This is a genomic window from Citrobacter sp. Cf088 (assembly GCF_030334295.1).
In the GTDB taxonomy this organism is placed as follows: Bacteria; Pseudomonadota; Gammaproteobacteria; order Enterobacterales; family Enterobacteriaceae; genus Citrobacter; species Citrobacter freundii.
The window spans coordinates 206,137-231,507 of sequence record NZ_JAOWEE010000054.1; the positions used below are offsets into that span (position 1 = coordinate 206,137).

20 protein-coding genes and 1 pseudogene are annotated in these 25,371 nt (G+C 52.5%); 11 read left to right on the forward strand and 10 right to left on the reverse strand.

Annotated elements, in window-relative coordinates:
• Positions 1-173: 173 nt before the first annotated feature.
• Entirely contained in the window at positions 174-1,727 is a 1,554-nt protein-coding gene (locus OGV71_RS19510; RefSeq protein WP_003837161.1) for an L-lactate permease, read from the reverse strand.
• 581 nt (positions 1,728-2,308) lie between these two features.
• Between OGV71_RS19510 and OGV71_RS19515 the strand changes: the two genes are divergently transcribed.
• Genes OGV71_RS19515 through OGV71_RS19525 form a run of 3 tightly spaced genes read left to right on the forward strand, consistent with a single transcriptional unit; the run spans position 2,309 to position 5,154 of the window.
• On the forward strand, positions 2,309-3,028 hold the full coding sequence (locus OGV71_RS19515; protein ID WP_003845579.1) for a (Fe-S)-binding protein: 720 nt from the start codon (positions 2,309-2,311) through the stop codon (positions 3,026-3,028).
• 10 nt (positions 3,029-3,038) lie between these two features.
• The gene (locus OGV71_RS19520) at positions 3,039-4,466 is read left to right on the forward strand and encodes a LutB/LldF family L-lactate oxidation iron-sulfur protein (protein ID WP_071696542.1); all 1,428 of its coding nucleotides are present in this window, start codon (positions 3,039-3,041) and stop codon (positions 4,464-4,466) included.
• Complete coding sequence (locus OGV71_RS19525) at positions 4,459-5,154, forward strand: LutC/YkgG family protein (protein ID WP_071696543.1); 696 nt, start codon at positions 4,459-4,461, stop codon at positions 5,152-5,154. The genes OGV71_RS19520 and OGV71_RS19525 overlap by 8 nt, the downstream gene beginning before the upstream one ends.
• Before the next feature lie 49 nt (positions 5,155-5,203).
• Here OGV71_RS19525 and gntP read toward each other — a convergent pair whose 3' ends face one another.
• Positions 5,204-6,547: a gluconate permease GntP gene (gene gntP / locus OGV71_RS19530; RefSeq protein WP_003033260.1), complete on the reverse strand. Its 1,344-nt coding sequence runs from the start codon at positions 6,545-6,547 to the stop codon at positions 5,204-5,206.
• Between the two features lie 259 nt (positions 6,548-6,806).
• Here gntP and uxuA point away from each other — a divergent pair, with 259 nt between their 5' ends.
• The 5 genes from uxuA (at position 6,807) to OGV71_RS19555 (ending at position 12,502) form a co-directional block, all read left to right on the forward strand.
• On the forward strand, positions 6,807-7,991 hold the full coding sequence (gene uxuA, locus OGV71_RS19535) for a mannonate dehydratase (protein WP_003837169.1): 1,185 nt from the start codon (positions 6,807-6,809) through the stop codon (positions 7,989-7,991).
• 78 nt (positions 7,992-8,069) lie between these two features.
• Positions 8,070-9,545 (forward strand): fructuronate reductase, encoded by a 1,476-nt coding sequence (locus tag OGV71_RS19540; RefSeq protein WP_061548391.1) that lies wholly within the window; start codon positions 8,070-8,072, stop codon positions 9,543-9,545.
• Positions 9,546-9,677: 132 nt separating this feature from the next.
• Positions 9,678-10,451, forward strand: a complete 774-nt coding sequence (gene uxuR / locus OGV71_RS19545) for a Uxu operon transcriptional regulator (protein WP_003033268.1) — start codon at positions 9,678-9,680, stop codon at positions 10,449-10,451.
• Positions 10,452-11,099: 648 nt separating this feature from the next.
• Entirely contained in the window at positions 11,100-11,303 is a 204-nt protein-coding gene (locus tag OGV71_RS19550; protein WP_008322159.1) for a hypothetical protein, read from the forward strand.
• Positions 11,304-11,494: 191 nt separating this feature from the next.
• Positions 11,495-12,502, forward strand: a complete 1,008-nt coding sequence (locus tag OGV71_RS19555) for a porin (RefSeq protein ID WP_008322158.1) — start codon at positions 11,495-11,497, stop codon at positions 12,500-12,502.
• 63 nt (positions 12,503-12,565) lie between these two features.
• Here OGV71_RS19555 and OGV71_RS19560 read toward each other — a convergent pair whose 3' ends face one another.
• From OGV71_RS19560 to OGV71_RS19575, 4 genes and pseudogenes are all read right to left on the reverse strand, one after another.
• Positions 12,566-12,967 carry a hypothetical protein gene (locus OGV71_RS19560; protein ID WP_071696545.1) on the reverse strand — a complete coding sequence of 134 codons (402 nt, stop codon included), beginning with the start codon at positions 12,965-12,967 and terminating at the stop codon, positions 12,566-12,568.
• A gap of 190 nt (positions 12,968-13,157) precedes the next feature.
• Complete coding sequence (locus OGV71_RS19565; protein WP_204584175.1) at positions 13,158-14,345, reverse strand: MFS transporter; 1,188 nt, start codon at positions 14,343-14,345, stop codon at positions 13,158-13,160.
• A gap of 96 nt (positions 14,346-14,441) precedes the next feature.
• Positions 14,442-15,722, reverse strand: coding sequence for a DUF445 domain-containing protein (locus OGV71_RS19570; RefSeq protein WP_044699088.1), 1,281 nt, complete (start codon positions 15,720-15,722; stop codon positions 14,442-14,444).
• 75 nt (positions 15,723-15,797) lie between these two features.
• Positions 15,798-16,723 (reverse strand): annotated as a pseudogene (locus tag OGV71_RS19575) (LysR family transcriptional regulator).
• A 219-nt stretch (positions 16,724-16,942) separates the two neighbouring features.
• Here OGV71_RS19575 and OGV71_RS19580 point away from each other — a divergent pair.
• Both OGV71_RS19580 and metC read left to right on the forward strand, forming a co-directional pair.
• Positions 16,943-18,175 carry a dicarboxylate/amino acid:cation symporter gene (locus tag OGV71_RS19580; protein WP_136397524.1) on the forward strand — a complete coding sequence of 411 codons (1,233 nt, stop codon included), beginning with the start codon at positions 16,943-16,945 and terminating at the stop codon, positions 18,173-18,175.
• A 30-nt stretch (positions 18,176-18,205) separates the two neighbouring features.
• The gene (gene metC, locus OGV71_RS19585; protein WP_003019195.1) at positions 18,206-19,396 is read left to right on the forward strand and encodes a cystathionine beta-lyase; all 1,191 of its coding nucleotides are present in this window, start codon (positions 18,206-18,208) and stop codon (positions 19,394-19,396) included.
• A gap of 80 nt (positions 19,397-19,476) precedes the next feature.
• Here the strand turns inward: metC and mdtM are convergent, their stop codons facing one another.
• The 3 genes from mdtM to OGV71_RS19600 all read right to left on the reverse strand — a co-directional run bounded on the left by mdtM (position 19,477) and on the right by OGV71_RS19600 (position 22,558).
• Entirely contained in the window at positions 19,477-20,718 is a 1,242-nt protein-coding gene (mdtM, locus tag OGV71_RS19590; protein ID WP_048241697.1) for a multidrug efflux MFS transporter MdtM, read from the reverse strand.
• Between the two features lie 325 nt (positions 20,719-21,043).
• Positions 21,044-21,694 carry a LysE family translocator gene (locus OGV71_RS19595; RefSeq protein ID WP_204584173.1) on the reverse strand — a complete coding sequence of 217 codons (651 nt, stop codon included), beginning with the start codon at positions 21,692-21,694 and terminating at the stop codon, positions 21,044-21,046.
• Between the two features lie 48 nt (positions 21,695-21,742).
• Positions 21,743-22,558 carry a helix-turn-helix domain-containing protein gene (locus tag OGV71_RS19600; protein WP_204584171.1) on the reverse strand — a complete coding sequence of 272 codons (816 nt, stop codon included), beginning with the start codon at positions 22,556-22,558 and terminating at the stop codon, positions 21,743-21,745.
• A 230-nt stretch (positions 22,559-22,788) separates the two neighbouring features.
• Between OGV71_RS19600 and OGV71_RS19605 the strand changes: the two genes are divergently transcribed.
• Positions 22,789-23,763, forward strand: a complete 975-nt coding sequence (locus tag OGV71_RS19605) for an Rpn family recombination-promoting nuclease/putative transposase (protein WP_286533882.1) — start codon at positions 22,789-22,791, stop codon at positions 23,761-23,763.
• Between the two features lie 51 nt (positions 23,764-23,814).
• On the opposite strand, the gene OGV71_RS19610 is transcribed toward OGV71_RS19605, so the two are convergent.
• Positions 23,815-25,227, reverse strand: a complete 1,413-nt coding sequence (locus OGV71_RS19610) for an aminotransferase-like domain-containing protein (RefSeq protein ID WP_016149495.1) — start codon at positions 25,225-25,227, stop codon at positions 23,815-23,817.
• Positions 25,228-25,371: the final 144 nt, after the last annotated feature.

Below are 25,371 nucleotides of genomic sequence, written 5' to 3' on the forward strand. Positions count from 1 at the left end.
TTTTCCAGAACAACATAACAACAATCCTCGATTTGAAACATCGGCGCTATTTTAGTCAGCGCCGACAAATCGTAAAGTCTGGCGCCTCGTTCCGTTTCCGGGGAGGTGTAAACCTTTTTGGTCACCGCGTCGTCAAATACGGTTGCCGCAAATTTGACGGGGTTGACAATGGCTTACGCCATAAACCAGTAATAAAAGAGGCCAACCTTTAAGCCGAGGATCACGATATAGGCGCAGCAGTATTTCATGGTGCCAGACATGATCTGGTTGGCCTGACCGTCCATTTTTGTGGCGGATACCGCGATGGCGATGCTTTGCGGCGAAATCATTTTTCCGCCCGTTGCGCCAGAGGTGTTGGCCGCCGCCAGCCAGTTGGGATCGATATGCAGTTTGCTGGCGGCAATGGTTTGCAGTTTTCCGAACAAAATGTTCGAGTTGGTATCGCTGCCGGTAACGAACGTGCCCAGCGCGCCAATCACCGGGGCGAGGAAGACGTACGAGCTGCCGGTCAGATCGACAATCGACTGCGCCAGCGTGGAGATAATCCCGCTGAGATCCATCACCGTGGCCAGCGCGACGATCGCCATAATTGCAACGATAGAGTTTTTAAGCTGGAAAATCGTTTTGATAAATACTTCCAGCATCCCGCGTGCGGACGCTCCCTGAATAAAACCACCGATAATGGTCGCAAAGATGATCAACATCCCTGGCGTGGTCACCCATTCAACTTTCAACGCCATCGTTTTGCCGTCAGCCAACGTGAAATGTAGCACCGAGGCCAGTTGTGAGGCTGCGCCTTTAATCGTCGGGAACAGCGGCGAACACATCAGGATAAACACAAAAATAAACAGATAAATAGAGCCAACTCGGAACAACACTTTTGCCGAGCGCGGCGTGGTTTCGCGGGTATGGCTGACTTCAATTCGCCACTCGGGATCGGTTTTCCCTTTGCGCAGGCGACTAACCATCGCCACGGCAAACAGGCTGACCAGGCTACCGGCAAAGGCGGGTAATTCAGCACCGAGATGAATAGCGACAAAATACTGCGGAACCAGTGTGGTAATACCGCAAATCAACGTGATCAGAAATACGCCGCGAATGGCTTTCAGGCCGCCGCCAATAATGCAGACAATCACAAACGGCAGCAGGATATTAAACAGCGCGAGCTGCAGAATAATGGTTCCGCCTAAGGTATAAACCGGCAGGTTAACCTGTTCTGCCAGAATAGAAACCGGGATCCCGACCGCGCCGAATGCAGTGGGAACGGTATTTGCCACCAGAGAGGCAATCGCCGCCTTCAGCGGATTGAAACCCAATGCGATAAGAATACCGATCGGAATGGCGACCGCTGTACCATAACCCGCCGCGGCTTCAAGAAATCCACCAAAGCACCATGAAATCAGCAGCACCTGAATACGCTTATCTTCGCTAATACTGGCGAGAATATCGCGCAGAATATCCAGCGCTTTGGTCGCCTGCATGACGTTATAACTGAAGATAGCACCGAGGATCACAATCACAATCGGCCATAATCCCTTCAGCGCGCCATAGCCTATCGCGGCTTTCAGATTTTGTACGGGCATTTCCCAGAATATTGCCGATAGTGCAGCGGTGAATACCAAAGAGATCAGTACTGAATAATGGATGGGCATTTTCAATTTCAATATTAAAAATACCATCAGTAGTAACGGAGAGAGTGCCAGGGCAAACATAAAATATTCGTTCATTGCTATTCCCAATTGGTTCATTAAACCTGATTTATATTTATGGTGGGGAGGCTACATTGCTGTTCTAATAAAGTATGCAAACTGAATCGCTTCAGTGAATAAAGTAATTATGATTTGTGGTTTTGTAACTATTGTAATCTTTTAATTAAAATTCAATGCCGGGTAAATATACTTAAGTGCCGATTAAATACCTATAAGTAGTTATTTAATAAACTTTTTAATAATGGTAGTGACAACAGTGGTAATCACCTGAAACTGTTTTCTAAGGTGTTAATAACGCTGTGGTTTCCAATATAAAAATGTGAGCGAGGCCGAAATAAATAAACCAGGGTATTGCATGTGCGAGTCGATTAGGGGATTATTTGGTTTTGTCATACAAATGAAAATACAGACATTTGCGATTGTCCTGATATAAGAAGAGGAGAGTCGCCATCAAAGGAAAACGATCAGAGCATCACCATGAACCCAGGTATTGGTAAAACCAGCAAACAGAAAAACTGGGCATGAAATACGAATGAACATTTGTTTGATATCGTGATATCAAGCGCAATAAACAGAAATGAAGCAATGGAGTAGTTATTGTGAATGTAAATTTCTTTGTTACCTGTATTGGTGACGCACTGAAATCACGGATGGCACGAGACTCCGTATTGCTGCTGGAAAAACTGGGTTGTCGCGTTAATTTCCCCGAAAAGCAAGGGTGTTGCGGTCAGCCAGCCATCAACAGCGGTTACATCAAAGAGGCGATCCCCGGGATGAAAAACCTGATCGCCGCCCTGGAAGACAACGACGATCCGATTATCTCCCCAGCAGGCTCCTGCACCTACGCGGTAAAAAGCTACCCGACGTATCTGGCGGATGAGCCTGAATGGGCGCTGCGCGCCGAGAAGGTTGCCGGACGTATGCAGGATCTCACCTCTTTTATCGTCAACAAACTGGGCGTGGTGGACGTGGGTGCCAGCCTGCAGGGCCGCGCTGTGTATCATCCTTCCTGTAGCCTGACCCGCAAACTGGGGGTGAAGGAAGAGCCGCTCACGCTACTGAAAAACGTGCGCGGACTGGAGCTGTTGACGTTTGCCGATCAGGACACCTGCTGCGGCTTTGGCGGGACGTTCTCGGTCAAGATGGCCGAGATCTCCGGCGAGATGGTGAAAGAGAAAGTTTTACATCTGATGGATGCGAAGCCGGAGTTTTTGATCGGCGCTGACGTCAGCTGCCTGCTGAATATTGGCGGCCGACTGCAACGCGAAGGCCAGCCGGTCAAAGTGATGCATATTGCTGAAGTGCTGATGAGCCGCTGAGGGGAAAGAGATGTCGATAAAAACCAGCGATGTAGAATTTAAACTGCGCATTCGTCAGCAGATCGAAGATCCGATCATGCGCAAAGCCGTGGCCAACGCGCAGGAGCGTATTGGTGCGAATCGGCAGAAAATGGTTGATGAGCTAGGCCACTGGGAAGAATGGCGCGATCGTGCCAGCCAGATCCGCGACCACGTTCTGAGCAACCTCGATGCTTACCTGTATCAACTCTCCGAGAAAGTGACGGAGAACGGCGGGCACGTCTATTTCGCCAAAACCAAAGAAGACGCCACCCGCTACATTCTGCAGGTTGCGCAGCGTAAAAATGCGAAGAAGGTGGTGAAGTCCAAGTCGATGGTGACCGAAGAGATCGGTGTCAACCATGTGCTGCAGGATGCCGGAATTCAGGTGATCGAAACCGATCTCGGCGAATATATCCTGCAGTTGGATCAGGATCCGCCTTCGCACGTCGTGGTCCCGGCTATTCATAAAGATCGCTACCAGATCCGCCGCGTGCTGAACGAACGTCTGGGCTACGACGGCCCGGAAACCCCGGAAGCCATGACCTTGTTCATTCGCCAGAAGATCCGCGAGGATTTCCTCAGTGCCGAAATCGGTATTACCGGCTGTAACTTTGCCGTGGCGGAAACCGGCTCTGTTTGCCTGGTGACCAACGAAGGCAACGCGCGCATGTGCACCACGCTGCCGAAAACGCACATTGCGGTGATGGGCATGGAGCGTATCGCGCCGACCTTTGCCGAGGTGGATGTGTTGATCACCATGCTGGCGCGCAGCGCCGTGGGCGCACGTCTGACGGGCTACAACACCTGGCTGACCGGCCCACGCGAGGCGGATAACGTCGACGGCCCGGAAGAGTTCCATCTGGTGATTGTCGATAACGGCCGCTCGCAGGTGCTGGGCTCAGAGTTTCGCGATGTGCTGCGCTGCATCCGCTGCGGGGCTTGTATGAACACCTGCCCGGCGTACCGCCATATTGGCGGACACGGCTATGGTTCTATCTATCCCGGCCCTATCGGCGCGGTGATCTCTCCGCTGCTCGGCGGCTATAAAGATTTTAAAGATCTGCCATACGCCTGTTCATTATGCACGGCCTGTGACAGCGTTTGTCCGGTTAAGATTCCGCTGTCAAAACTGATCCTGCGTCATCGCCGGGTGATGGCCGAGGAGGGCATTACGCCGAAAGCCGAGCGACGGGCGATCAAAATGTTCGCCTACGCCAATAGTCATCCTGGGCTGTGGAAAGTCGGGATGATGGCGGGCGCACATGCGGCGAGCTGGTTTATCAATGGCGGCAAAACGCCGCTCAAGGTTGGCGCGATTGGTGACTGGATGGAGGCGCGCGATCTGCCTGATGCCGACGGCGAGAGCTTCCGTAGCTGGTTTAAGAAACATCAGGCGCAGGAGAAAAAGAATGGATAACCGTACCGCGTTTTTAAATACCATCGCCCAGGCGCTGGGTCGCCCGCTGCGCTTCGAACCGCAAGCGGATGTCGCACCAGTTAACAACTATGCTAACGAGCGCCTGACCGAACTTAGCCCGCAGCAGCGCTGCGATGCGTTTGTCCAGTTTGCCAGTGAAGTGATGCTGGCTCGCTGTGAGCTGACTCGCGAAGACCAGGCCGCAGACGCGGCGCTCCGTCTGTGCGAAGAATTGGGTCAGCAGCCGGTGGTGCTGAGCGGCGACAGCCGGCTGGCGGCGCTGGGCATTACCGAACGCTTGCAACAGGAATGCAACGCCGTGGTCTGGGAGCCGGCGCGTGGCAGCGAAAATATTACCCAGGCCGAAAAGGCGAAAGTGGGCGTGGTGTATGCCGAGTATGGCCTGACCGAGTCCGGCGGCGTGGTGCTGTTTTCCGCGCCGGAGCGCGGGCGTTCCCTGAGCCTGTTGCCGGAATCCTCAATTTTCGTGCTGCGTAAAAGCACTATCCTGCCGCGCGTGGCGCAACTGGCAGAAAAACTGCATCAGAAGGCGCAGGCCGGTGAGCGTATGCCATCGTGCATTAACATCATTAGTGGGCCCAGCTCGACGGCGGATATTGAGCTTATCAAGGTGGTTGGAGTGCATGGCCCGGTGAAGGCGGTGTATCTGATTATTGAGGATTGTTGAGGCAGGATGGATAACCGCTCTGGCGCTGCGGGCCAGAGCGGTATCGACGTTATGCAATCATGCTGATGATCAATACGATAATCAGGCCAACCACGGAGTTCACCAGCTCCAGCAGACCCCAGGTTTTCAGCGTATCCTTCACCGACAGGTCAAAGTAGCCTTTGAACAGCCAGAACGAGGCATCGTTGATATGGGTCAGGGTGTTGGAGCCCGCCGCCGTTGCCAGTACCAGTAACGCCGGATCGACGCCTACCAGCTGACCGGTTGCCGGGTCGAGAATGGCGGCGCTAATAATCCCTGCTGCCGTCATGGCTGAGACTACGCCCTGACCCGTTGCCAGACGAATCAACACGGTTATCAACCACGCCATGATGTACGGAGAAATATTGCCGTGCGACATCAGCATGCCGATGGTATCGCCAATGCCGGTATCAATAATGGTCTGCTTCAGTACACCGCCCGCGCCGATGATCAGGATCACCATGGCGATGCTTTTCACCGCGTTTTCAAAGGCATTCATCACCCACTGCATGTCGTGACCACGCGCAGTACCAAACAGCACGAAGGCAACAACCATAGCGATAAACATTGCAATCGGTGAAGAGCCTAAGAAGTTGACCACTTCCCACGCCTGCGTCCCTTTCACCAGCCAGATGTTGGCGATGGTGGTGGAGATCATGATGATTGCCGGGATCAGCGGCACCAGGATAGAAACACCGAAGGATGGCAGGTTATTCTGGTCAACCGGTACGTCGGCCTTCATGAATGACGGCGTTGGGCGATCGAGGTTGCCGAGGAATTTCGGCAGGATAAGCCCGGCGCAGATCACGCTCGGAATGGTCACCAGAATACCGTAGATGTAAACCATGCCCATGTCCGCACCGTAGGCGTTAACCAGCGCCACCGGACCCGGCTGCGGTGGGAACAGCGAGTGGGCGGTGGTGGCGGCGGCAACGGCAGGAATCGCCAGCTTGAGGAACGGGATCTTCGCTTCTGCAGCAATGACGATCACCAGCGGCGCTAGCATAATAAATGCCACTTCATAGAACATCGCCAGGCCGAAGATCAGACCAATAATGATCACCGACAGCTGCACATAGCGCAGGCCGAGGCGCGCCAGCAGCGTATGGGCAATCTGATGCGCCGCCCCGGAATCAACCATCAGCTTACCGATGACCGCCCCGAATACCACGATAATCGCCAGTTCACCCAGCGTGCTGCCAAAGCCGGATTTCATGGTGTGCAGCAGCTCCATCAAATCCATACCCGCCAGCATACCGACCGAGAGCGCCGCCAGCAGCAGGGCGACCATCGAGTTTATTTTGAATCTTAGATTGAGCACCAGCATCAGACCGATGCCGAATACGACCCACAGAATATTGAGAACGTGCATATAACGTCTACCTTTATTGGTTGAACTATTATGATTTTGGTTGAGATGTTACATATATTGGTTAACCATTGATGCGATGAATGTCACATTGCGTTACATGTTTACATTCTTACTGAGCAACATGGCCGTAAAATGGCGATTTCAATAGAATAAATCGTGATTTGGTTAACCAATTTTAAGCTTCAGGTTGACATGTCATACCAAAAGGAGGAATTTATGTGCCATATCGTCGAGTCCATAACGTAACGAGGAATAAAACATGGAACAGACATGGCGCTGGTATGGTCCTAACGATCCGGTCACCTTAGCGGATGTACGTCAGGCGGGTGCCACAGGCGTTGTCACCGCCTTGCACCATATCCCGAACGGGGAAGTGTGGACGGTTGATGAGATCCTAAAACGCAAAGCCATTATTGAGCAGGCTGGCCTGGTCTGGTCGGTCGTCGAAAGCGTGCCGATCCACGAAGACATTAAAACCCGTTCCGGCAACTATCTGCAGTGGATCGCCAACTACCAGCAAAGCCTGCGTAACCTGGCTCAGTGCGGTATTCGTACCGTGTGCTACAACTTCATGCCGGTTCTCGACTGGACCCGTACCGACCTGGAATACGTTCTGCCGGACGGCTCCAAAGCGCTGCGTTTTGACCAGATTGAGTTTGCCGCCTTTGAGCTGCATATCCTCCAGCGTCCGGGCGCGGAAGCGGACTACACCGCCGAAGAGATTGCTCAGGCAAATGAACGCTTCGCCACCATGAGCGATGAAGACAAAGCGCGTCTGACCCGCAACATCATCGCCGGTCTGCCGGGTGCGGAAGAGGGCTACACCCTCGACCAGTTCCGCCAGCATCTTGCGCGCTACAAAGATATCGACAAAGCCGCGCTGCGTGAGAATTTCGCCGTCTTCCTGAAGGCGATTATTCCGGTGGCGGAAGAAGCTGGCGTACGCATGGCGGTACACCCGGACGATCCGCCGCGCCCGATCCTTGGCCTGCCGCGCATTGTTTCCACGGTGGAAGACATGCAGTGGATGGTCGATACGGTCAACAGCATGGCGAACGGTTTCACCATGTGCACCGGCTCCTATGGCGTGCGGGCGGACAACGATCTGGTCGACATGATCAAACAGTTTGGCCCACGCATTTACTTCACCCATCTGCGCTCCACGCTGCGTGAAGATAACCCGAAAACCTTCCATGAAGCGGCGCATCTTAATGGCGATGTCGACATGTACGAGGTGGTGAAAGCGATCGTTGAAGAAGAACAACGCCGTAAAGCCGAGGGTAAAGAGGATCTGATCCCGATGCGTCCGGACCATGGCCACCAGATGCTGGACGATCTGAAAAAGAAAACCAACCCAGGCTACTCCGCGATTGGTCGCCTGAAAGGGCTGGCGGAAGTGCGCGGCGTTGAGATGGCTATCCAGCGCGCTTTCTTTAGCCGCTAAAGCGAGTTGCCGGCCACCTGTCTGGCCGGCTTTTTCTTTTCTCATCCGTTGGCCTTTCAACGGGTTCTGGAGTTCACGATGACAACGACAATTGCCAATAGCGACCTGCCGGTTGCGCGCCCTGCATGGGACAGCGCGCGCCTGCAATCCCGCATTGTTCACCTGGGATGTGGCGCTTTTCACCGCGCGCATCAGGCGCTGTACACCCATCATTTGCTGGAAACCACTGACAGCGACTGGGGGATCTGTGAAGTTAACCTGATGCCGGGTAACGACTGCGTACTGATTGAAAATCTGCGCAAGCAGCAACTGCTGTATACCGTGGCGGAAAAAGGCGCGGACAACACCGTGCTGAAAGTGATCGGATCAATGAAAGAAGCGCTGCACCCGGATCTTGACGGATGTGACGGTATTTTACAGGCGATGGCGCGCCCGCAGACGGCAATTGTTTCGCTGACGGTCACCGAAAAAGGCTACTGCACCGATGCGGCCAGCGGTCAGTTAGATCTCAATAACCCGCTGATTAAACACGATCTGGCGAATCCGACCGCGCCGAAATCGGCGATTGGTTACATCGTACAAGCGCTGTACCTGCGCCGTGAGCAGGGGCTGGCGGCTTTTACCGTGATGTCCTGCGATAACGTGCGTGAAAATGGGCATGTGGCGAAAGTCGCAGTTCTGGGGCTGGCGCAGGCGCGCGATCCGCAGCTGGCGCAGTGGATTGAAGCTAATGCGACTTTCCCGTGCACTATGGTCGACCGCATTGTTCCGGCGGCGACGCCGGAAACGTTGCAGGAGATTGCCGACCAGTTGGGCGTTTACGATCCGTGTGCTATCGCCTGTGAGCCGTTCCGTCAGTGGGTAATTGAAGACAATTTTGTCAACGGTCGTCCTGACTGGGACAAGGTTGGCGCACAGTTCGTGGCCGACGTGGTGCCGTTTGAAATGATGAAACTGCGCATGCTCAACGGCAGCCACTCTTTCCTTGCGTATCTGGGCTATCTCGGCGGCTATGAAACCATCGCCGATACCATGACCAATCCGGCGTACCGCAAAGCAGCGTTTGCGCTGATGATGCAGGAGCAGGCGCCGACGCTCTCGATGCCGGAAGGCACCGATCTCAACGCCTACGCGACACTGCTGATCGAGCGTTTCAGCAACCCGTCTCTGCGCCACCGTACCTGGCAGATTGCGATGGACGGCAGCCAGAAACTGCCGCAGCGCCTGCTGGATCCGGTGCGTCTGCACCTGCAAAATGCCAGCAGTTGGCGTCACCTGGCGCTGGGCGTGGCGGGCTGGATGCGCTACACCCACGGTGTGGATGAGCAAGGGCAGGCCATTGATGTTGTCGACCCTATGCTGGCTGAATTTCAACACATTAACCAACAGTACCAGGGAGCCGAGCGCGTGACGGCGCTGCTGGGGCTGTCTGGCATTTTTGGTCATGACCTGGCGGAAAACGCTGGCTTTGTGGAGACCATTATCGCGACGTATCAACAGCTATGTGAACACGGCGCACGTGAGTGCGTTGCAGCATTAAGCGCTGACGCATAACCTCCGAACTATGACGGGTCAATCAAAATATTGGTTTGGTTGACCCGTTTTCTGTTTTTGCCCTCCCGCAAATGCTATAGTTCGATACCTATTCCCCGTATCTGATTACACGCATCTGACGGACATAACACGATGAAATCGAACACTTCTCAGCAAAGACCCTACCAGGAAGTGGGTGCCATGATCCGCGATCTGATTGTCCAGACGCCGTACCAGCCCGGTGAACGCTTGCCGCCAGAGCGTGAAATTGCCGAGATGCTCAATGTCACTCGCACGGTAGTTCGCGAAGCGTTAATCATGCTGGAAATTAAAGGCCTGGTGGACGTGCGCCGCGGAGCCGGGATCTACGTGCTCGACAATGCGGATGCGCAGACTATCGACAGTACGGATGCAAATCATTGCAATGATGCGGGCCCGTTTGAACTGTTGCAGGCGCGACAGCTGCTGGAAAGCAACATTGCCGAATTTGCCGCGCTGCAGGCTACCCGCGAAGATATCGTCAAAATGCGCCAGGCGTTGCAACTGGAAGAGCGGGAGCTGGCTTCCAGCGAGCCGAACGGTTCTGAAAGCGGCGACATGCAGTTCCATCTCGCCATAGCTGAGGCCACGCATAACAGCATGCTGGTGGAGCTGTTTCGCCAGTCATGGCAGTGGCGTGAGAACAACCCGATGTGGATCCAGCTCCATAGCCACCTCGACGATACCCACTACCGGAAAGAGTGGATGGGCGACCATAAACAGATCCTGGCTGCATTAATCAAAAAAGATGCCCGCGCGGCCAAGCTGGCCATGTGGCAGCATCTGGAAAATGTCAAACAGCGTCTGCTGGAGTTTTCAAATGTCGATGACATTGATTTTGATGGTTATCTGTTTGATTCCTGGCCGCTGGATAAAGTTAACGCCTGATTTTCCTTCCTCTCATACGCGGGCTATTGCGGCCCGCACCGCGTTTTCCGCATCCTCATTCATTGCCCGGCAGGGCCGCTTTTCACGTTCTGAAAGTCACGTAAAAAATTGTTTCCATCGCCTCGGATGAACATTTTTTCGTCCCCTTTGTGCGGTGTAAATTGATTTAAATCAATTAAAAACAACTTATTTTCGCATGCGAAAAAATGTGTTATTTACCTTATTTTTACCTTTCCGTGCTTATTTTTAGACAAAACGGGTCTGGGTTAAGTGAGAATCAACGCGATCTCTGCAGTAATCAGGATAAGGTTTACCGGCATAACTACACATAAAAACAAGCGGTTCGCGTAAATGTAGACATTAATAACGGTGCGTAACTTATTGGTCATAATGATGTTTTGAGTTGTGATATGTCTAATGTAAATTCCTCATGTTTTTTTAATCAAATGAATAAAAGCCAATATGCGTAAAGTTAACATTACACATTATTCCATAAACAAGTTATCTTTCATTTGAAATATCGTTCCATTCTTCATTGGTTTATTAACACTTTCATTACTATTATGACGGTATTTTACCGTTGACATGTTTTTACACTAACTGCATATTTCATCGCCATAAGCGTGTTATTACGTTCAGGAGTTGAAAATGCCATCTCGAGACTATCCCGATATTCGAAAACCCAGAGGGACCCGATCAAAAGATATGGTTCTTTTAAGTGCCCGTGTCGATACCTCTTTGTGGGAATATGTGCGAACGCTGGCATTTGAAACACGTAAAAGTAAACAAGATATTATTGCTGAAGCATTAATGTTGCATCGCTCAGTTAATGAGAGTGAAAGTCTCGAGTAATTATCGCTGTCCGGTTTTGATTGAAAATCCAAAAATGAATTATGTCTTGCCACTTCATTATTACCTTCATTGGTATTTTTTTGGTGTGTTATTGGTATTGCCCCTTAATCCATAGGGGACTTTTTTATGCAGGTATTCTGCCTGCATAACAAAGTTGATAGCCAAATTCACAATTAAAAGTGAGTAATAACATGAAAAAGTCAGTAGTGGCATTAGCTGTAATGGCATTAGGGGTAACCTCCGTTCATGCAGCGGAAATTTATAATAAAGATGGCAACAAGCTGGATCTCTACGGCAAAGTAAAAGCAGCCCATTCCTGGACTGATGGTACTAATGCTGATGAAACCTACGCACGTCTGGGTTTTCGCGGTGAGACGCAAATCAACGATCAACTGACCGGTTACGGGCAATTTGAAAGTCAGTTTGATGCCGCTAAAGCAGAAGGTTCGCAGAATGGCGTTAATACACGTCTGGCGTTTGCTGGCCTGGATTATGGTCATGACGTCAGTTTTGACTATGGTCGCAACTATGGTATCGCTTATGATGTGGGAGCTTATACTGATACTCTCTCAGAGTTCGGCGGTGACTCCTTTGAAAATACTGACCGCTTCCTTACTACACGCACTTCTGGCGTTGCAACACTTCGCACCAAAAATCTGTTCGGTGCCGTTGATGGTCTGAATGTTGGCGCGCAATATCAGGGTCAGGACGATACCAATAAGGATCCGACGAAACAACACGGCAATGGCTACGGCTTCTCCCTGGGTTATGACAACATTGCGGATTCTGGCATATCTGCAATTGCGGCCTATACCAACAGTTCTGTGACTGCTCAGCAGAAACAAAAAGGTTGGAATGGCGAAAACGCAGAGTTCTGGGGCGCGGGTCTGAAATATGATGCTAATGCTATCTATGTAGCGACTATGTACGGAGAGTCCCACAACCTGATTCAGGATGCGGACAAAGCTGAGCACTTTGAAGCGATGGCCGCGTATGTGTTTGATTTTGGTCTGCGTCCAAACGTGGCTTACGTCCACGCGCGTGATAACAACAATAATGACCTGACCGAATACGTCGCGCTGGGTACAGACTACTACTTCAACAAAAACATCGTGGCTGATGTAGGTTACAAGATTAACCTGCTCGATGGTAAAGACAGCGATAACCAGGTTGCTGCGGGTCTGACCTATCAGTTCTAACTTTTTGTTCTGGTATGAAAAAGGCGTCCTGGTTAAGACGCCTTTTTTTATATCTGCCGGCGTTTAAACCGGCTGACTCTCTTCCTGCTGTACACCGCTAAACAGCCATTGCCAGATGCCCACTTTTACCCATGCAACCACGCAGAGAATCAGATAAAAAAGTGGATTATGCGTAATGGTAACGCGCATGACCTCCATTAAATCCACATGCAAATTTCCGGCAATGGCCATATTGATAACAAAAATAGAGGCTATCGCGCTGGCCAGTAAAATAAGTATGGCATGTAACTTTGTTATCTCCGGTAACCTGCCAGAGGCCCATTGCCATAAAAATGTTGTTGATAACAGAAAGATAATAAACAATCCCAGTGCGCCAAACAGGCCAAAGTCTTTATAATCTTTTATCGTGCCAATTAAACCCGCCAAAATAATTAACCCCAGTAATATTTTTTTAAACCACGACATGTATTTTCCCGAAGATAGTGTTGATGTTGAATTAATATGTCCATTTTTACGCATTTTAAATTGAGTTTATAAATGAACAGGCGGGAATTATAAATTGTCTGGCGGGTAATTACCGATTATTTTAGGTTTATTAAATGTTGACATTTAATTGCGGACTAATCCGAATATACCTTCTTTAGACGATTGCCGGTTATACCCTTTTTGGCGAGGCGAAACGTTGTTTGTATAATTGCGTGAGGCTGATAAGTGCCGCAATCAACAACGCGACGGCGCCGCACACCGTGGCGTTAACGATCGCCAGTGCGCCGCTTCCCAGCAGGCTGGTTAATAGCGGACCAAGTATTTGCCCAATGCCGTAAGTCAGAGTGACCAGGCCCAGCAGATTAATATTGCGCGGTACGCTAAGTTGTCGGGCAAGCGGCATCACCAGTGAAGTGGTTCCCATAAACGTTGCGCCAAAACCCACGCTGCTTATCACCAGCAGCGGCAAAGAGCCGCTGGCGAGCGTCATGAGCACGCAGGCGCTTTGAATCAGCAAATTCGCCGTCAGGCATTGCAATACTCCCCAGCGTCGGGCGGCCCACAGCCAGGCGAAACACCCCGGAATTATCGATATGCCGACCAGCGACCAGAGATGGGCAGTCAACAGCGGCGAACCGGCGCTTTTCGCCATTAGCGGCAGGTAGGTGGCGACAATGATGTAGCCAAATCCGGCCAGCCCGTACAGCAGCGCCAGCAGCCACCAGGACATAGGCTGATGCTCTGTTTTTACCGGGGCCGCGGCGGGGAGCACGTGGTCGCGAGATGGCAGGAGTATAACCAGTAGCACAAAGAACAGAGCCGAGGCTGCCGCCGCGCCCAGCCAGAGCGTGTGCGAGGACAGCGCAAAATGCAGACCGCTAATGACATATTCATTGCCCAGCAAAATGCCTGCGCCAACGCCGGAGAACAACGCCGCGATCACGAAGGGATGCCGGGTATGATGCAGAACGATCATCGAGCCAAAGATCATCATACCGGCACTGGCGACGCCCGCCAGAAAGCGGATCAGCATCACCAGTGCGGGCTGCGTAAAGCTGGCCATCGCCAGAATCAGCCCTGCGGTAGCGAGCGCGGACGTTAGCAACATTGGACGTAAGCGTGAGGGAAGATGAAAGAGCCCAAAGGAGAAGAGCAGACTTCCCGCCAGATACCCGGTGTAGTTGGCGCTGGCAATCCACGAGAGTTGGTCAAACGTAAATTGACCTTCTGACAACAGTACCGGCAGCATTGGCGTATACAGAAAGCGCCCAATCCCCATGCCCAGCGTTAAGACCAGCATGCCAAAGAGCGCGACACTGATGGCATGGCGATTTGAATCTGGGCTTCCCTGGGGCATACGGACTCTCATTTCGCGCTGTTAGCTGATAATTGTTATATTACATACGTAAATGATAATGAAAAGTAAAAATAAAATGACTCAGAATCTTTCTCCTTAAAAATTCGCCAGCGTCAGCAGGGACGGAATTTGCGACAACAGATATAACACCAGCCCGATTGAACCGCCAACCAACGTGCCGTTGACGCGAATAAACTGCAAATCTTTACCGATGTTTAACTCAATTTGCTGCGACATATCGCGAGCATCCCAACTTTTCACCGTGTCGCTAATATGGCGCGTCAGGAAGGTGGCGAACTCCGGGGCAACTTTATGCGCGGCCTGCTCCAGATGCCCATTTAGTGAGGCACGCAGGGCGCTGTCGGCTACCAGCGTTTCGCCGAACCACTGCCCGGCGCTGGCGATGCGCTGCTTCACGCGGGAATCATCTGCGTTAATGTCGGTTTTCACCCACTGACGCAGGTCTGCCCACAGCTCGCCAAGATAACGGTTGAAGGCTTCATCTTCCTTCAGATAGCTTTTCATGCTTTCGGCCCGCGCGGCCATCTCCGGATCGTGTTTGAGCTTATCGATGAGCTTAAATGTAGCGCGATCGAAGGCATGGCGGATCTGATGCGCGCGATCGTGGCTGATGTCATCCAGCAAGGAGTTAACGGCATCAGATACCAGCTCGGCGCTGTGCTCGCCCAGCCATTCGGTCGGCAGGATCTTCGCTTTCAGCGGATGTTCGGTTTCCAGCCAGTGCACTACTTGTCTGGCGATAAACGCTCGTGAGCTGTCGCGCTGTAGCAGGGCGATCAGTTGGGCGATCAGCGTATCGAGCAGCACCTGATGGCGATTGTTTTTGGTCATGCTTTCCAGCATCAGCGCGCTGGTTCCGGAGAGATCGACCTTGTCGATGGCCTTGTGCACCGCCCGCTTGATCAGCCGCTGAATGCGCGAGTCGTCGGTCAGTTCGAGAAAACCGCTCATGATCTGCAACAGATGCTGGCCGATGCGCTGGGCGTTTTCCGGCTGGCTGAACCAGTTGCCGATCAACAGCGCCGGTTCATGGCGGCGGATCAGGGCTATCAGCGACTGGGTATCGAGGAATTTCTCTTGTACAAACTGACCAAGATTTTCGCCGATCCGATCCTTATTGCGCGGGATAATAGCCGTGTGTTGCGAGATAAACGGGATCGGCACCCGGCGAAAAAGCGCCACCACGGCAAACCAGTCCGCCAGCGCGCCAACCATCGCCGCTTCAGCGATCGCTTTGATCCCGAGTACCCAGAAGTTGGGCGGCAAAAACAGCGTGATGACGAAGGTCGCGGCAGCGATCAGCAGCAATGAGAGCGCCAGTCGCTTGGCACGTTTGAGTTCAGCAATTTTATTCATAGGCTTAAGGATAGAGCCAGACGGGGGGATCGCGCAAAAATTGTGGTGCGTCTCCCATTTTCAGGCGGGAAGCATTTATCCAGGGATCCAGTTATCCCACGCCGGTAAGGGACCAAGTTCTGCGACCAGAAAATCGATAAACGATCGCACCTTCGGATTGCTGTACTTGCTGGGAAAGTACAGCGCATACAGGGCATGAGTTTCACAGGTGATGGTGCCGTCGAGCATCAGCGGCGTGATCTCCTCTTTTTGAATATGATCGCCAATCAAATAAGTGGGCAAATATGCCACCCCCTGATCTTCTAGCACCGACTTCAACAGCACCAGACTGCTGTTGGCCTGGATCGGCATATGTAGTTTCAACTGATGCAGCCGATCCTGTTCATCTGCCACCTTCAGTACCGGCGTGAGGCCCGGGTAAACCAGGCAATCATGATCTACCAGATCGCTGCGACGCTGGGGCATGCCTTTTTTGGCGAGGTAGCCGGGTGAGGCACAGTACGCCCAGCGAACAGGCACCAGCTTGCGCATCGCATAGTTTTGCGGCGGCGCGGTGGAAATTCGCAGGGCAATGTCGAAATCCGTTTCGTTCAGATTGACGAAGTTATCGTTGAGATCGATATACAGATTCACATCCGGGAACTGGGAGCGGTATTTATCCACCAGGTTCACCAGCCGGGAATAACCAAACGCAATTGAGCAGGTTATGCGTAATTCACCCTGCGGGCTGTGGTAATAACCGGAGGTGGTATTCAGCGTTTCATCGAATTCTTTCAACAGCTTATTAGCGCGGTTGAAGAGATATTGCCCGGCGTCGGTCAGGGTAATACTGCGGGTGTGCGTTTAATTAATGTTGTGCCTAACGTATCTTCCATCGCTGCCAGGCTTTTGCTGACCGCAGACGGCGAGACGTTGAGCTGCGCCGCGGCTTCTGACAATCCTCCGCAGTCGACGATTTTAGTAAAAAACTCCAGATGCTTGAGTGAAATCGGCGTACTCATAATTTCCTTAAATTCACAAGTGATTTGCAAAAACGGTACGAATAGGCCGTTACATTCGCCTTTTAAACATGCAACTATTGAATCACAGGAAACAACTTGCTGGCAAAATGAAAAAATAACAACTTAGGTGAGTTACGTCACAAATTAAAAGGAGGCGAAACGGAAACTCATCACATTGTGAATTTAATCTCATTAATTATTATTCTAAAGGTACCGATTATGTGGTCACGACTCGAACCCTACAGATCGTCGATTATTTTATTAGTTGCTCTGGTGATTGGCGGCTTATTAGGTATTTATGCCCCATCGTTTGCAAGTAAACTCCAGCCAATAGGTCAGATATTCTTAAACCTGTTATTTATGATTATTGTGCCGCTGGTGGGGATCAGCGTCATGTCTTCGATCGCCAGTATGACCGACCTGAAAAGGCTGGGGCGTATTATGGCGATTATCTTTATTGTTTCGATCGCGATGGCCTTTATTCCGGCGGCCGGGATCGTCGCGCTGGCGCTCTGGTATAACCCGGCGCAGGGCGTCACTATCGATCTCTCGCAGTCGGTGCAGGCGGGCAGCGGCAAGATGGATTTTGTCAGCATGATCACCACCAGCGACTTTATTGGGCTGTTCTCTAAGTCCAATATTCTGGCTCTGATCGTGATGGCGATCATCGCCGGTGTGGCGATTGGTCAGTCGGATCAGGCCGGTAAACGTATTGCGTCGCTGCTGGAAGACGCCAATACCGTGATCATGAAGATCGTTTCGATCATTATGAAGGTCGCGCCGATTGGTCTGGGCTGCTACTTCGCCGCCACCATGGCCAGTCAGGACTCTGCACTATTGTTAACCTTTGCCCGCGCCATCGGCCTGTTTATGGTTGCCACGCTGGTCTATTTTGTTTTTGGCTCGATTCTCTATTCGTATATTGGCGGCGGTATTCCGGCGGTCAAAGCCTTCTGGAGTAACGCGATTGAACCGTCTGCAACTGCGCTGGGGACCTGCTCTTCGCTGGGGACGCTCCCGGTGACGCTGCGTGCCGGTAAGGCGATGGGGATTAACCCGGAAATCGTTGATGTTTCCATTCCACTGCTGGTTAACCTGAACAAAGGCGGTGTGGCGATGATTGCCGCGCTGAAAATCGTCTTTATCTATTCCGTGCTGGGGATGGAATTCACCACCGAAACCTTCTTCCTGACGATGCTGATTGCGGTGCTCTCCGCCATTATCGTTGGTGGCGTGCCGGGCGGGGCGTTCCTCGGTGAAATCTTTATCGTTACCACGCTGGGCCTGCCGATGGAAGCAATCCCGATGCTGGTGGTGCTGGGCACCATTACCGATGCGCCGGCCACACTGATTAACGTTATCCATGATTTGAATGCGGCGCAGATTGTTGAACGGTTCGCTGGAAAAAAGCAGACCAACACTGAAATAAACTCTACTGCTGCGGTGGTATAGGTTTCACACGGATTAAGAACAGGAGATGTTATGAAAGACGCAATGAAGCTTGAGACGCAACTGGTTGTTGCTGGTCGTGACAAACGCTACACCCAGGGAGCGGTGAATCCGGTTATCCAACGTGCCTCTTCACTGGTATTTGATACCGTGAAGGACAAGAAATTTGCCACCGCCAATCGCGCAAACGGTGAGCTGTTTTACGGTCGTCGCGGAACCTATACCCACTTTGCCTTCCAGAAGGCAATGAGCGAACTGGAAGGCGGCGTTGGCTGCGCGCTGTACCCATGTGGTGCTGCGGCGGTGACCAACGCGATTCTGGCGTTTGTTCAGGGTGGCGATCATATCCTGATGACCGGCGCGGCCTACGAGCCAACCCAGGATTTTTGCAATAAGATCCTGAGTAAATTCAATGTGGAAACAACGTATTACGATCCGCTGATTGGTGCAGGTATCGTCGATCTTCTGCGTCCGGAAACGAAGGTTGTATTCCTTGAGTCACCAAGTTCTATCACCATGGAAGTCCAGGACGTGCCGGGGATGGTGAAGGCTATCCGCGCGGTGAATCCGGAGATTGTCATTATGATCGACAACACCTGGGCGGCGGGCGTGCTGTTCAAAGCGCTGGATTATGGCGTGGATATTTCCATTCAGGCGGGAACGAAGTACACCATCGGTCATTCGGACGGCATGCTGGGCACGGCGGTGTCTAACGCCCGTTGTTGGGATCGTCTGCGCGAGAACTCCTATCTGATGGGGCAAACGCTGGATGCCGATACCGCCTACAACGGCAGCCGCGGATTGCGTACCCTGGCGGTACGCCTTAAGCAGCATCAGGAGAGCAGTATCCATATTGCTCGCTGGCTGTCGGCAAGACCGGAAGTGGCGCGGGTGAACCATCCGGCGTTACCGGAATGTCCGGGCCATGAGTATTTTCAGCGTGATTTTACCGGAAGCTCAGGCCTGTTCTCATTTGTGCTGAAAAAGAGACTCACCGACGAACAGATGGCGAATTTCCTCGATAATTTCTCGCTGTTCCATATGGCCTATTCGTGGGGTGGATTTGAGTCGCTCATTCTGGCGAACCAGCCGGAAGAGCTGAACAGCATCCGCCCGGCTGGAGAGGTGGATTTCAGCGGCACGCTGGTCAGGGTGCATATTGGCCTGGAGGATATTGGCGACCTGATTGCCGATCTCGAAGCGGGATTTGCACGCATTGCGTAAGGTGATGTGAGCGTAGCCGGATGCGGCGCAAGCGCCTTATCCGGCCTACATATTTGTCGTAGGCCGGATAAGCGGGCTGGTTAGTTTTCAGTGGCTAACGTCGTTGCCTCATGCTGGCGTACCCGTTTGAGTAAGCCTGCCAGCGTGAACACGACAGCGATCCCCGCCGCAACCGCCAGCAGATGAAACGAAATCCTGCCACCGTTAAACCATAGCCAGCGTCCAATTTCGACAGAAACCGCCATCACCGTCAGGATCACCATATTCAGCGATGCCGAGACCGTTCCTTTAGGTAAGTTGTTGGAAAACAGCGTAAAGCGGAACAGCGTCGGGAAGATCATCCCAATACCAAACGCATACAGGCTGGTTCCCAGCACCGACCACAGCCAGACGTGCGGCCACAGTAAATTGCCGACAATCAGCACCGCCAGCCCGCTCAGCTGTATAGGTGCGGCCCGCCAGATAAAGCGTGGTCGGGTCGGATCTTTCACGAAACGAACCACCACCATATTGGCGACGATCACTGCGCCAAACACCGGGGCCTGTGCCCAGGCAAACTGCGATGTAGTCATGCCGCCCGCATCAATCAGTATCACCGGTGAGACCGCCACCCAGCTCATCATCGGGATATAGCTTAGCGATAGCGTGGCTGCGCCAAACAAGAATACCCGGTTGCGGAAAACGTCGCGGAAATCACGCAGTACGCCGCGTGCACTGAACGGCACCGCGCCGCGCTGGACGGTTTCCGGCATGGCTAGCATTAACCCAATCAGGGCGATAAGCCCCATGACGGCAATGATGGCAAACAGGATCTTCCAGTGGACAAAGTGCATTAGCGCCGCTCCGGAGAGCGGGCCGATAACCGGTGCAACCAACACAATGGAAGTGATTATCGCCATTAACTTAATGGCCTTCGTTTGCCCAAACGCCTCCTGCACCGTGACATAGCCAACGGTCGCGATAAAGCAAATGCTGGTGCCCTGCACAAATCGGGCGATCAGAAATTGCGTCATTGAAGTAGTAAACAGTGTGGCAGCGCAGGCGAGGGTAAAGATTAACGCCCCCGCAATCAGCACCGGTCGACGGCCAATCCGGTCGGAAAGTGGCCCCAACAGCCATTGCAGCGCCATGCCGCCTGCCAGATAGAGGCTCACCGCAGCGGGCGCCAGGCTGACGTCGGCGTTGAAATCGCGTACGACATTAATGATGCCGGGCTGAATCAAGTCCGTCGACAGATAGGCGGCGAAATCATACAAAATCAACGCAATAGGAAAAAATAACGTTGTGGCGCGTTGGGAGAAAAACGCGAGAATCCGTTGCATAAAACAGCTCCTTGTCGGGAGAAAACCCTCAACGGGAATAGCGAAATTCAATACCGTCTTTGAGACGTCAGGCCGATGACAGAATAAAAGCAGACTGCAAATGTACTGAATTTCGTGTAATCAAAAGCGCTGCTTGCGTGAAGCGCAAACAGGAGAAACGCTCACTAACGCGGGGTCAGAAAACGTAACGATTACAGGTAACAATCAGCACATCGCACCTCAGGAAGAATTGGTTGAATGGATAATAGCCACCCAAAGTGTAATGCGGATTGGATATTAATTAAACGAGTTTATCCTGTTTATGTGTAGAAAATAGCAACGCAAATCAGACTACAATGCTCTGCAAAAACCGCAGCGCGATAGCACAACCGAAGATAATCAATACACCGCCAGCGATACGCTCTACCCACAAGATCCCTCTGGTTAACCGCCGCTGGATCTGCGGTAAACCGATGAACATCACGAGCAGCAGATCCCAGCACAGCACTACGCTGGTCATCCAGATCCCGCTCATGGTTTGTTGCAGCAGCGTCACTGACGGGCCGAGCAGGGCGGTCATTAGCGCCAGATAGAACAGTGCATTTTTTGGGTTAAGCAGTGACGAACCCAATCCCAGCAGCAGCTGTTTACCAAATCCTGGATAGGTAGACCGGGCATCAGCTCCGGTCAGAGTTTGCGGGCGGCTGCGTATCAGCAGGCTGCCTATCCACAATAAATAGATCGCGCCCAGCAGCTCAATAATGGTAAACAGCAGGGGAAGCTGGTGCAGGATCCCCCAACCGATAATTGCCAGCAGGATATACAGCCCGTTGCCGATAGCGATCCCCACGCACAGCCCGGTACTGCCGCGCATCCGGTATCGTACGGCATAACCGGCCAGTAAAAAGAAGTCCGGACCGGGGCTGAGTAGTGCGACAAAATGTGCCAGCGCCAGCGCGGGAAAAGCAGACGGAAAAAGTACAGAAAGCAGCGACATAGCGACCTCAGACAATGAATCTGAGATCACCGTACGCCTTACGCAGCGCTAATTATTGTCTGATATTGATCGCCCCAACGCGTACTGGCGCGGTGTGGCGGCGGTGTAGCGAACAAAGGTGCGATGGAAATGGCTCTGGTCGGCAAACCCGCTCTGATAGCCGACATCGGCAATTTCGTCCCCGGCCCGCAGCCGCTGGCGGGCATAGTCAATCCGTATGATGTTCAGATAACTTCCTGGCGTCAGCCCGGTGTCCTGCTTAAAAGCGCGGATCAGCGTCTCTTTACGCATGTGACACTCATGTGCCAGCTCATCGAGTGAGGGCGGAGCCTGCAGGTTGGACCGCAACCGTTCGCGCAGATACTGGCTGGCGGCGCTTAGGTTTTCCGGTGCTACCGATTGCAATGGCAGCGAACGTAGCAATGCTTGTGCGGCATCCGTTACCCGCGTCGTTTGCCGTTGCTGCATAAGTGCCACGAGGTTTACATAGCGCTGGAACAATTGCCGATCGCGGATAACACGATCGCGCGTGCAAAGCCGCTGATTGTTGTTCTGTGCAGGCAGATGGGCAAGGCTCCACCGGGCATCAAGATAAAGCATGTGATAGCTGCGAAACTGTCCGTTAACAGGATTACAGCTGTGGGGTGCCAGCGGCGGGATCACAATCAGATCGCCCACCTGCAGATGGTATTCCTTGCCATCGCACAGGCAACACGTTTCCCCCTCGAGAATAGCCCCAATCGAGAGCTGAGAGTGGTGATGCCGCTTATAGGCCTGCTGGCTTTGCCAGGTGCTGCGCAGTTCCAGCCACGGGAGCTGTTCATCACGCCAGAACGATTGTGGAATATCCCGGGTGTGCGTCACATCGCGTCCTCCCTGAAAGTGATGATTCGTTATAGCACAGGCCGAGTGGTGAAAAAGTGGGAATGTGCATTGAGATAGCGATTCTGCGTGACGGGTTCCAGACAAATGCAGACGTTACATAGGGACGTTTTTATCCCGGAAATCGTCTCGCAAACAGAGAAAGTTGCAGGTGAGGGTGTGGCTTTGCGGCGCTACAGTCATGGCATCTTATTTCCAGGTGACGGATCGCCATGAACAAAGCGCCGACTTCCACACCGCATGATGCGGTTTTTAAAACATTTTTACGTCACCCTGAGACTGCACGGGATTTTCTGCAAATACATCTTCCTGCCTCGCTACGCGAACTTTGCGATCTTCAGACGCTGAAACTCGAGTCAGACAGTTTTATCGAAGAGAATTTACGTGCGTACTATTCCGATGTGCTGTGGTCGGTGAATACGACAGAAGGGAATGGATATATTTATGTGGTGATTGAACACCAAAGCACACCGGATGCGCATATGGCATTCAGACTGATGCGCTATGCAGTTGCGGCCATGCAGAAACATCTGGATGCCGGACATCAGCAGTTGCCGCTGGTGGTGCCGATGCTGTTCTATCACGGCGCTAAAAGTCCGTACCCTTATTCGCTATGTTGGCTGGACGAGTTTGCCAACCCGATGCTGGCACGCCAGGTGTATGCTGCGGCGTTTCCGCTGGTGGATATTACGGTTATTCCAGATGACGAAATTGTGCAGCATCGACGCATGGCGCTGTTGGAGTTAATCCAAAAACATATCCGTCAGCGCGATCTTATGGGGCTTGTTGAGCAAATTGTTTCCTTGCTACTTACTGGAGTGACTAATGACAGCCAGATAAAGACGCTGTTTAATTATATTTTGCAAACTGGCGATGCACCTCGCTTCAGTGAGTTTATTCGTGGGGTTGCTGAACGTTCACCGCAGCATAAGGAGCATTTAATGACGATCGCAGACAGATTGCATGAGGCTGGATTTCAAAAAGGGTGGCTTGAGGGTCTGCAAGAGGGCCAGCAAAAAGGTAAGCAGGAAGGTAAACAAGAAGGTAAACAAGAAGGTCTAATCGAGGGGCGACGTACTGAGGCGTTGCGCATTGCCCGCACCATGCTGGCCGACGGTACTGATCTCAGCACGGTGCAAAAAATTACCCGACTTTCCGTTGAAGATATTCAGGGCGTAAGCCATTAGAAATGACCTAAACCGTGCAATCGCCAGCCCGGTAGCACCGGGTGGTCTGATTTACTCTATCGCCACCTTTACCGCTTCCCCGAGTTTTTGCATCACTTCCCGATGCTTCTCGTTTGGCGGCAACGCGCAGTTGATGCGTACGCAGTTGCGATACTTTCCTGATGCGGAGAACAGCGAACCCGGCGCAACCTGGATTTTGAGGCGACAGAGCTGCTTAGCGACACAGACCATATCGACCTGGTGCGGCAGCTCGACCCACAGCATAAAGCCGCCTTTCGGTCGGGTGACGCAGATCCCGCAGGGGAAGTATTCCCGTACCCAACAGGTGTAGATCTCCATATTCCGCTGGTAGATCTGACGCATACGGCGAACATGCCGATGATAATGCCCCTCGCGCACGAAAGCGGCGGCCGCCAGCTGCGTAACAGGAACGTTAGTGCCGATGACGGCATATTTCATATGCAGAAATTTATCGTGATAACGACCGGGAATAACCCAACCGACGCGCAACCCCGGCGCCACGGATTTGGTAAATGAACTGCACAGTAGCACCCGACCATCGCTGTCCCAGGAGTGTATTGTGCGCGGACGGGGATATTCCGTGGCAAGCTCTCCGTACACATCATCTTCAAAAATAACAATATCGTGCTGCTGGGCGAGGGCGAGGACCGCCCGCTTACGTGCATCCGGCATAATAAATCCGAGGGGATTATTGCAGTTAGGAACCAGAATCACCCCTTTAATCGGCCACTGATCCAGCGCCAGTTCCAGCGCTTCAATGCTGATCCCTGTATCCGGATCGGTTGGGATCTCTATAACTTTGATCCCTAATCCGCGTAGCAGCTGCATCGTGCCGTAATAGGCGGGCGATTCTACGGCGACGATATCCCCTGGCTGGCAGACTGCCAGCAGCGCCAGTGACATCCCGCTCTGACTCCCGCTGGTGATCACAATATCATCCGCATTGATGACCGAACCTCCGTCCAGCATGAGCCGGGCAATCTGTTGACGCAATTCGCGACAGCCTGGTAATTCATCGTAGCCCAGAACCGCCTTGAGATTATGCTGCGCCACGCGGCTTAGCTCGCGCCAGAGCGGCTTCAGGCTGGGTTGATTGATATCGGGCACGCCACTGCTAAAAGGGATTATCGATTTGTCTGCATGACCTGCAAGCATGTCCAGCACCTGATCCCACTGGGTTATCTCAACTGGACGCTGGACCGGGCGTGACATCAGCGGCACCGGCGGCTGTGCTTTTTGTGGTGCGACAAAATAACCGGAACGCGGCTGCGGCGTGATCAGCCGTAATTGTTCCAGCGTCTGATACGCCTGCTGGACGGTGCTGATGCTGACCCCGTGCTCCTGGCTCAGACTGCGTACCGAAGGCAGTTTTTCGCCATGGCGATACAAACCTTGCTCAATGCGTTCGGCCAGCAGATTGGCCAGATGTTGGTAACGCGTCATGCTGTATCCCTCATGGGTACCATACAGATTAATAAACCAGTACAGATTGGCGTGAAAAAAGCGATGCAGAACTCTTTTTAACCAATCTGTATGTTAAATAAAAGTACTTTGTGAGTCTGTATTGTTTTGGGCCAAATCCGTGAA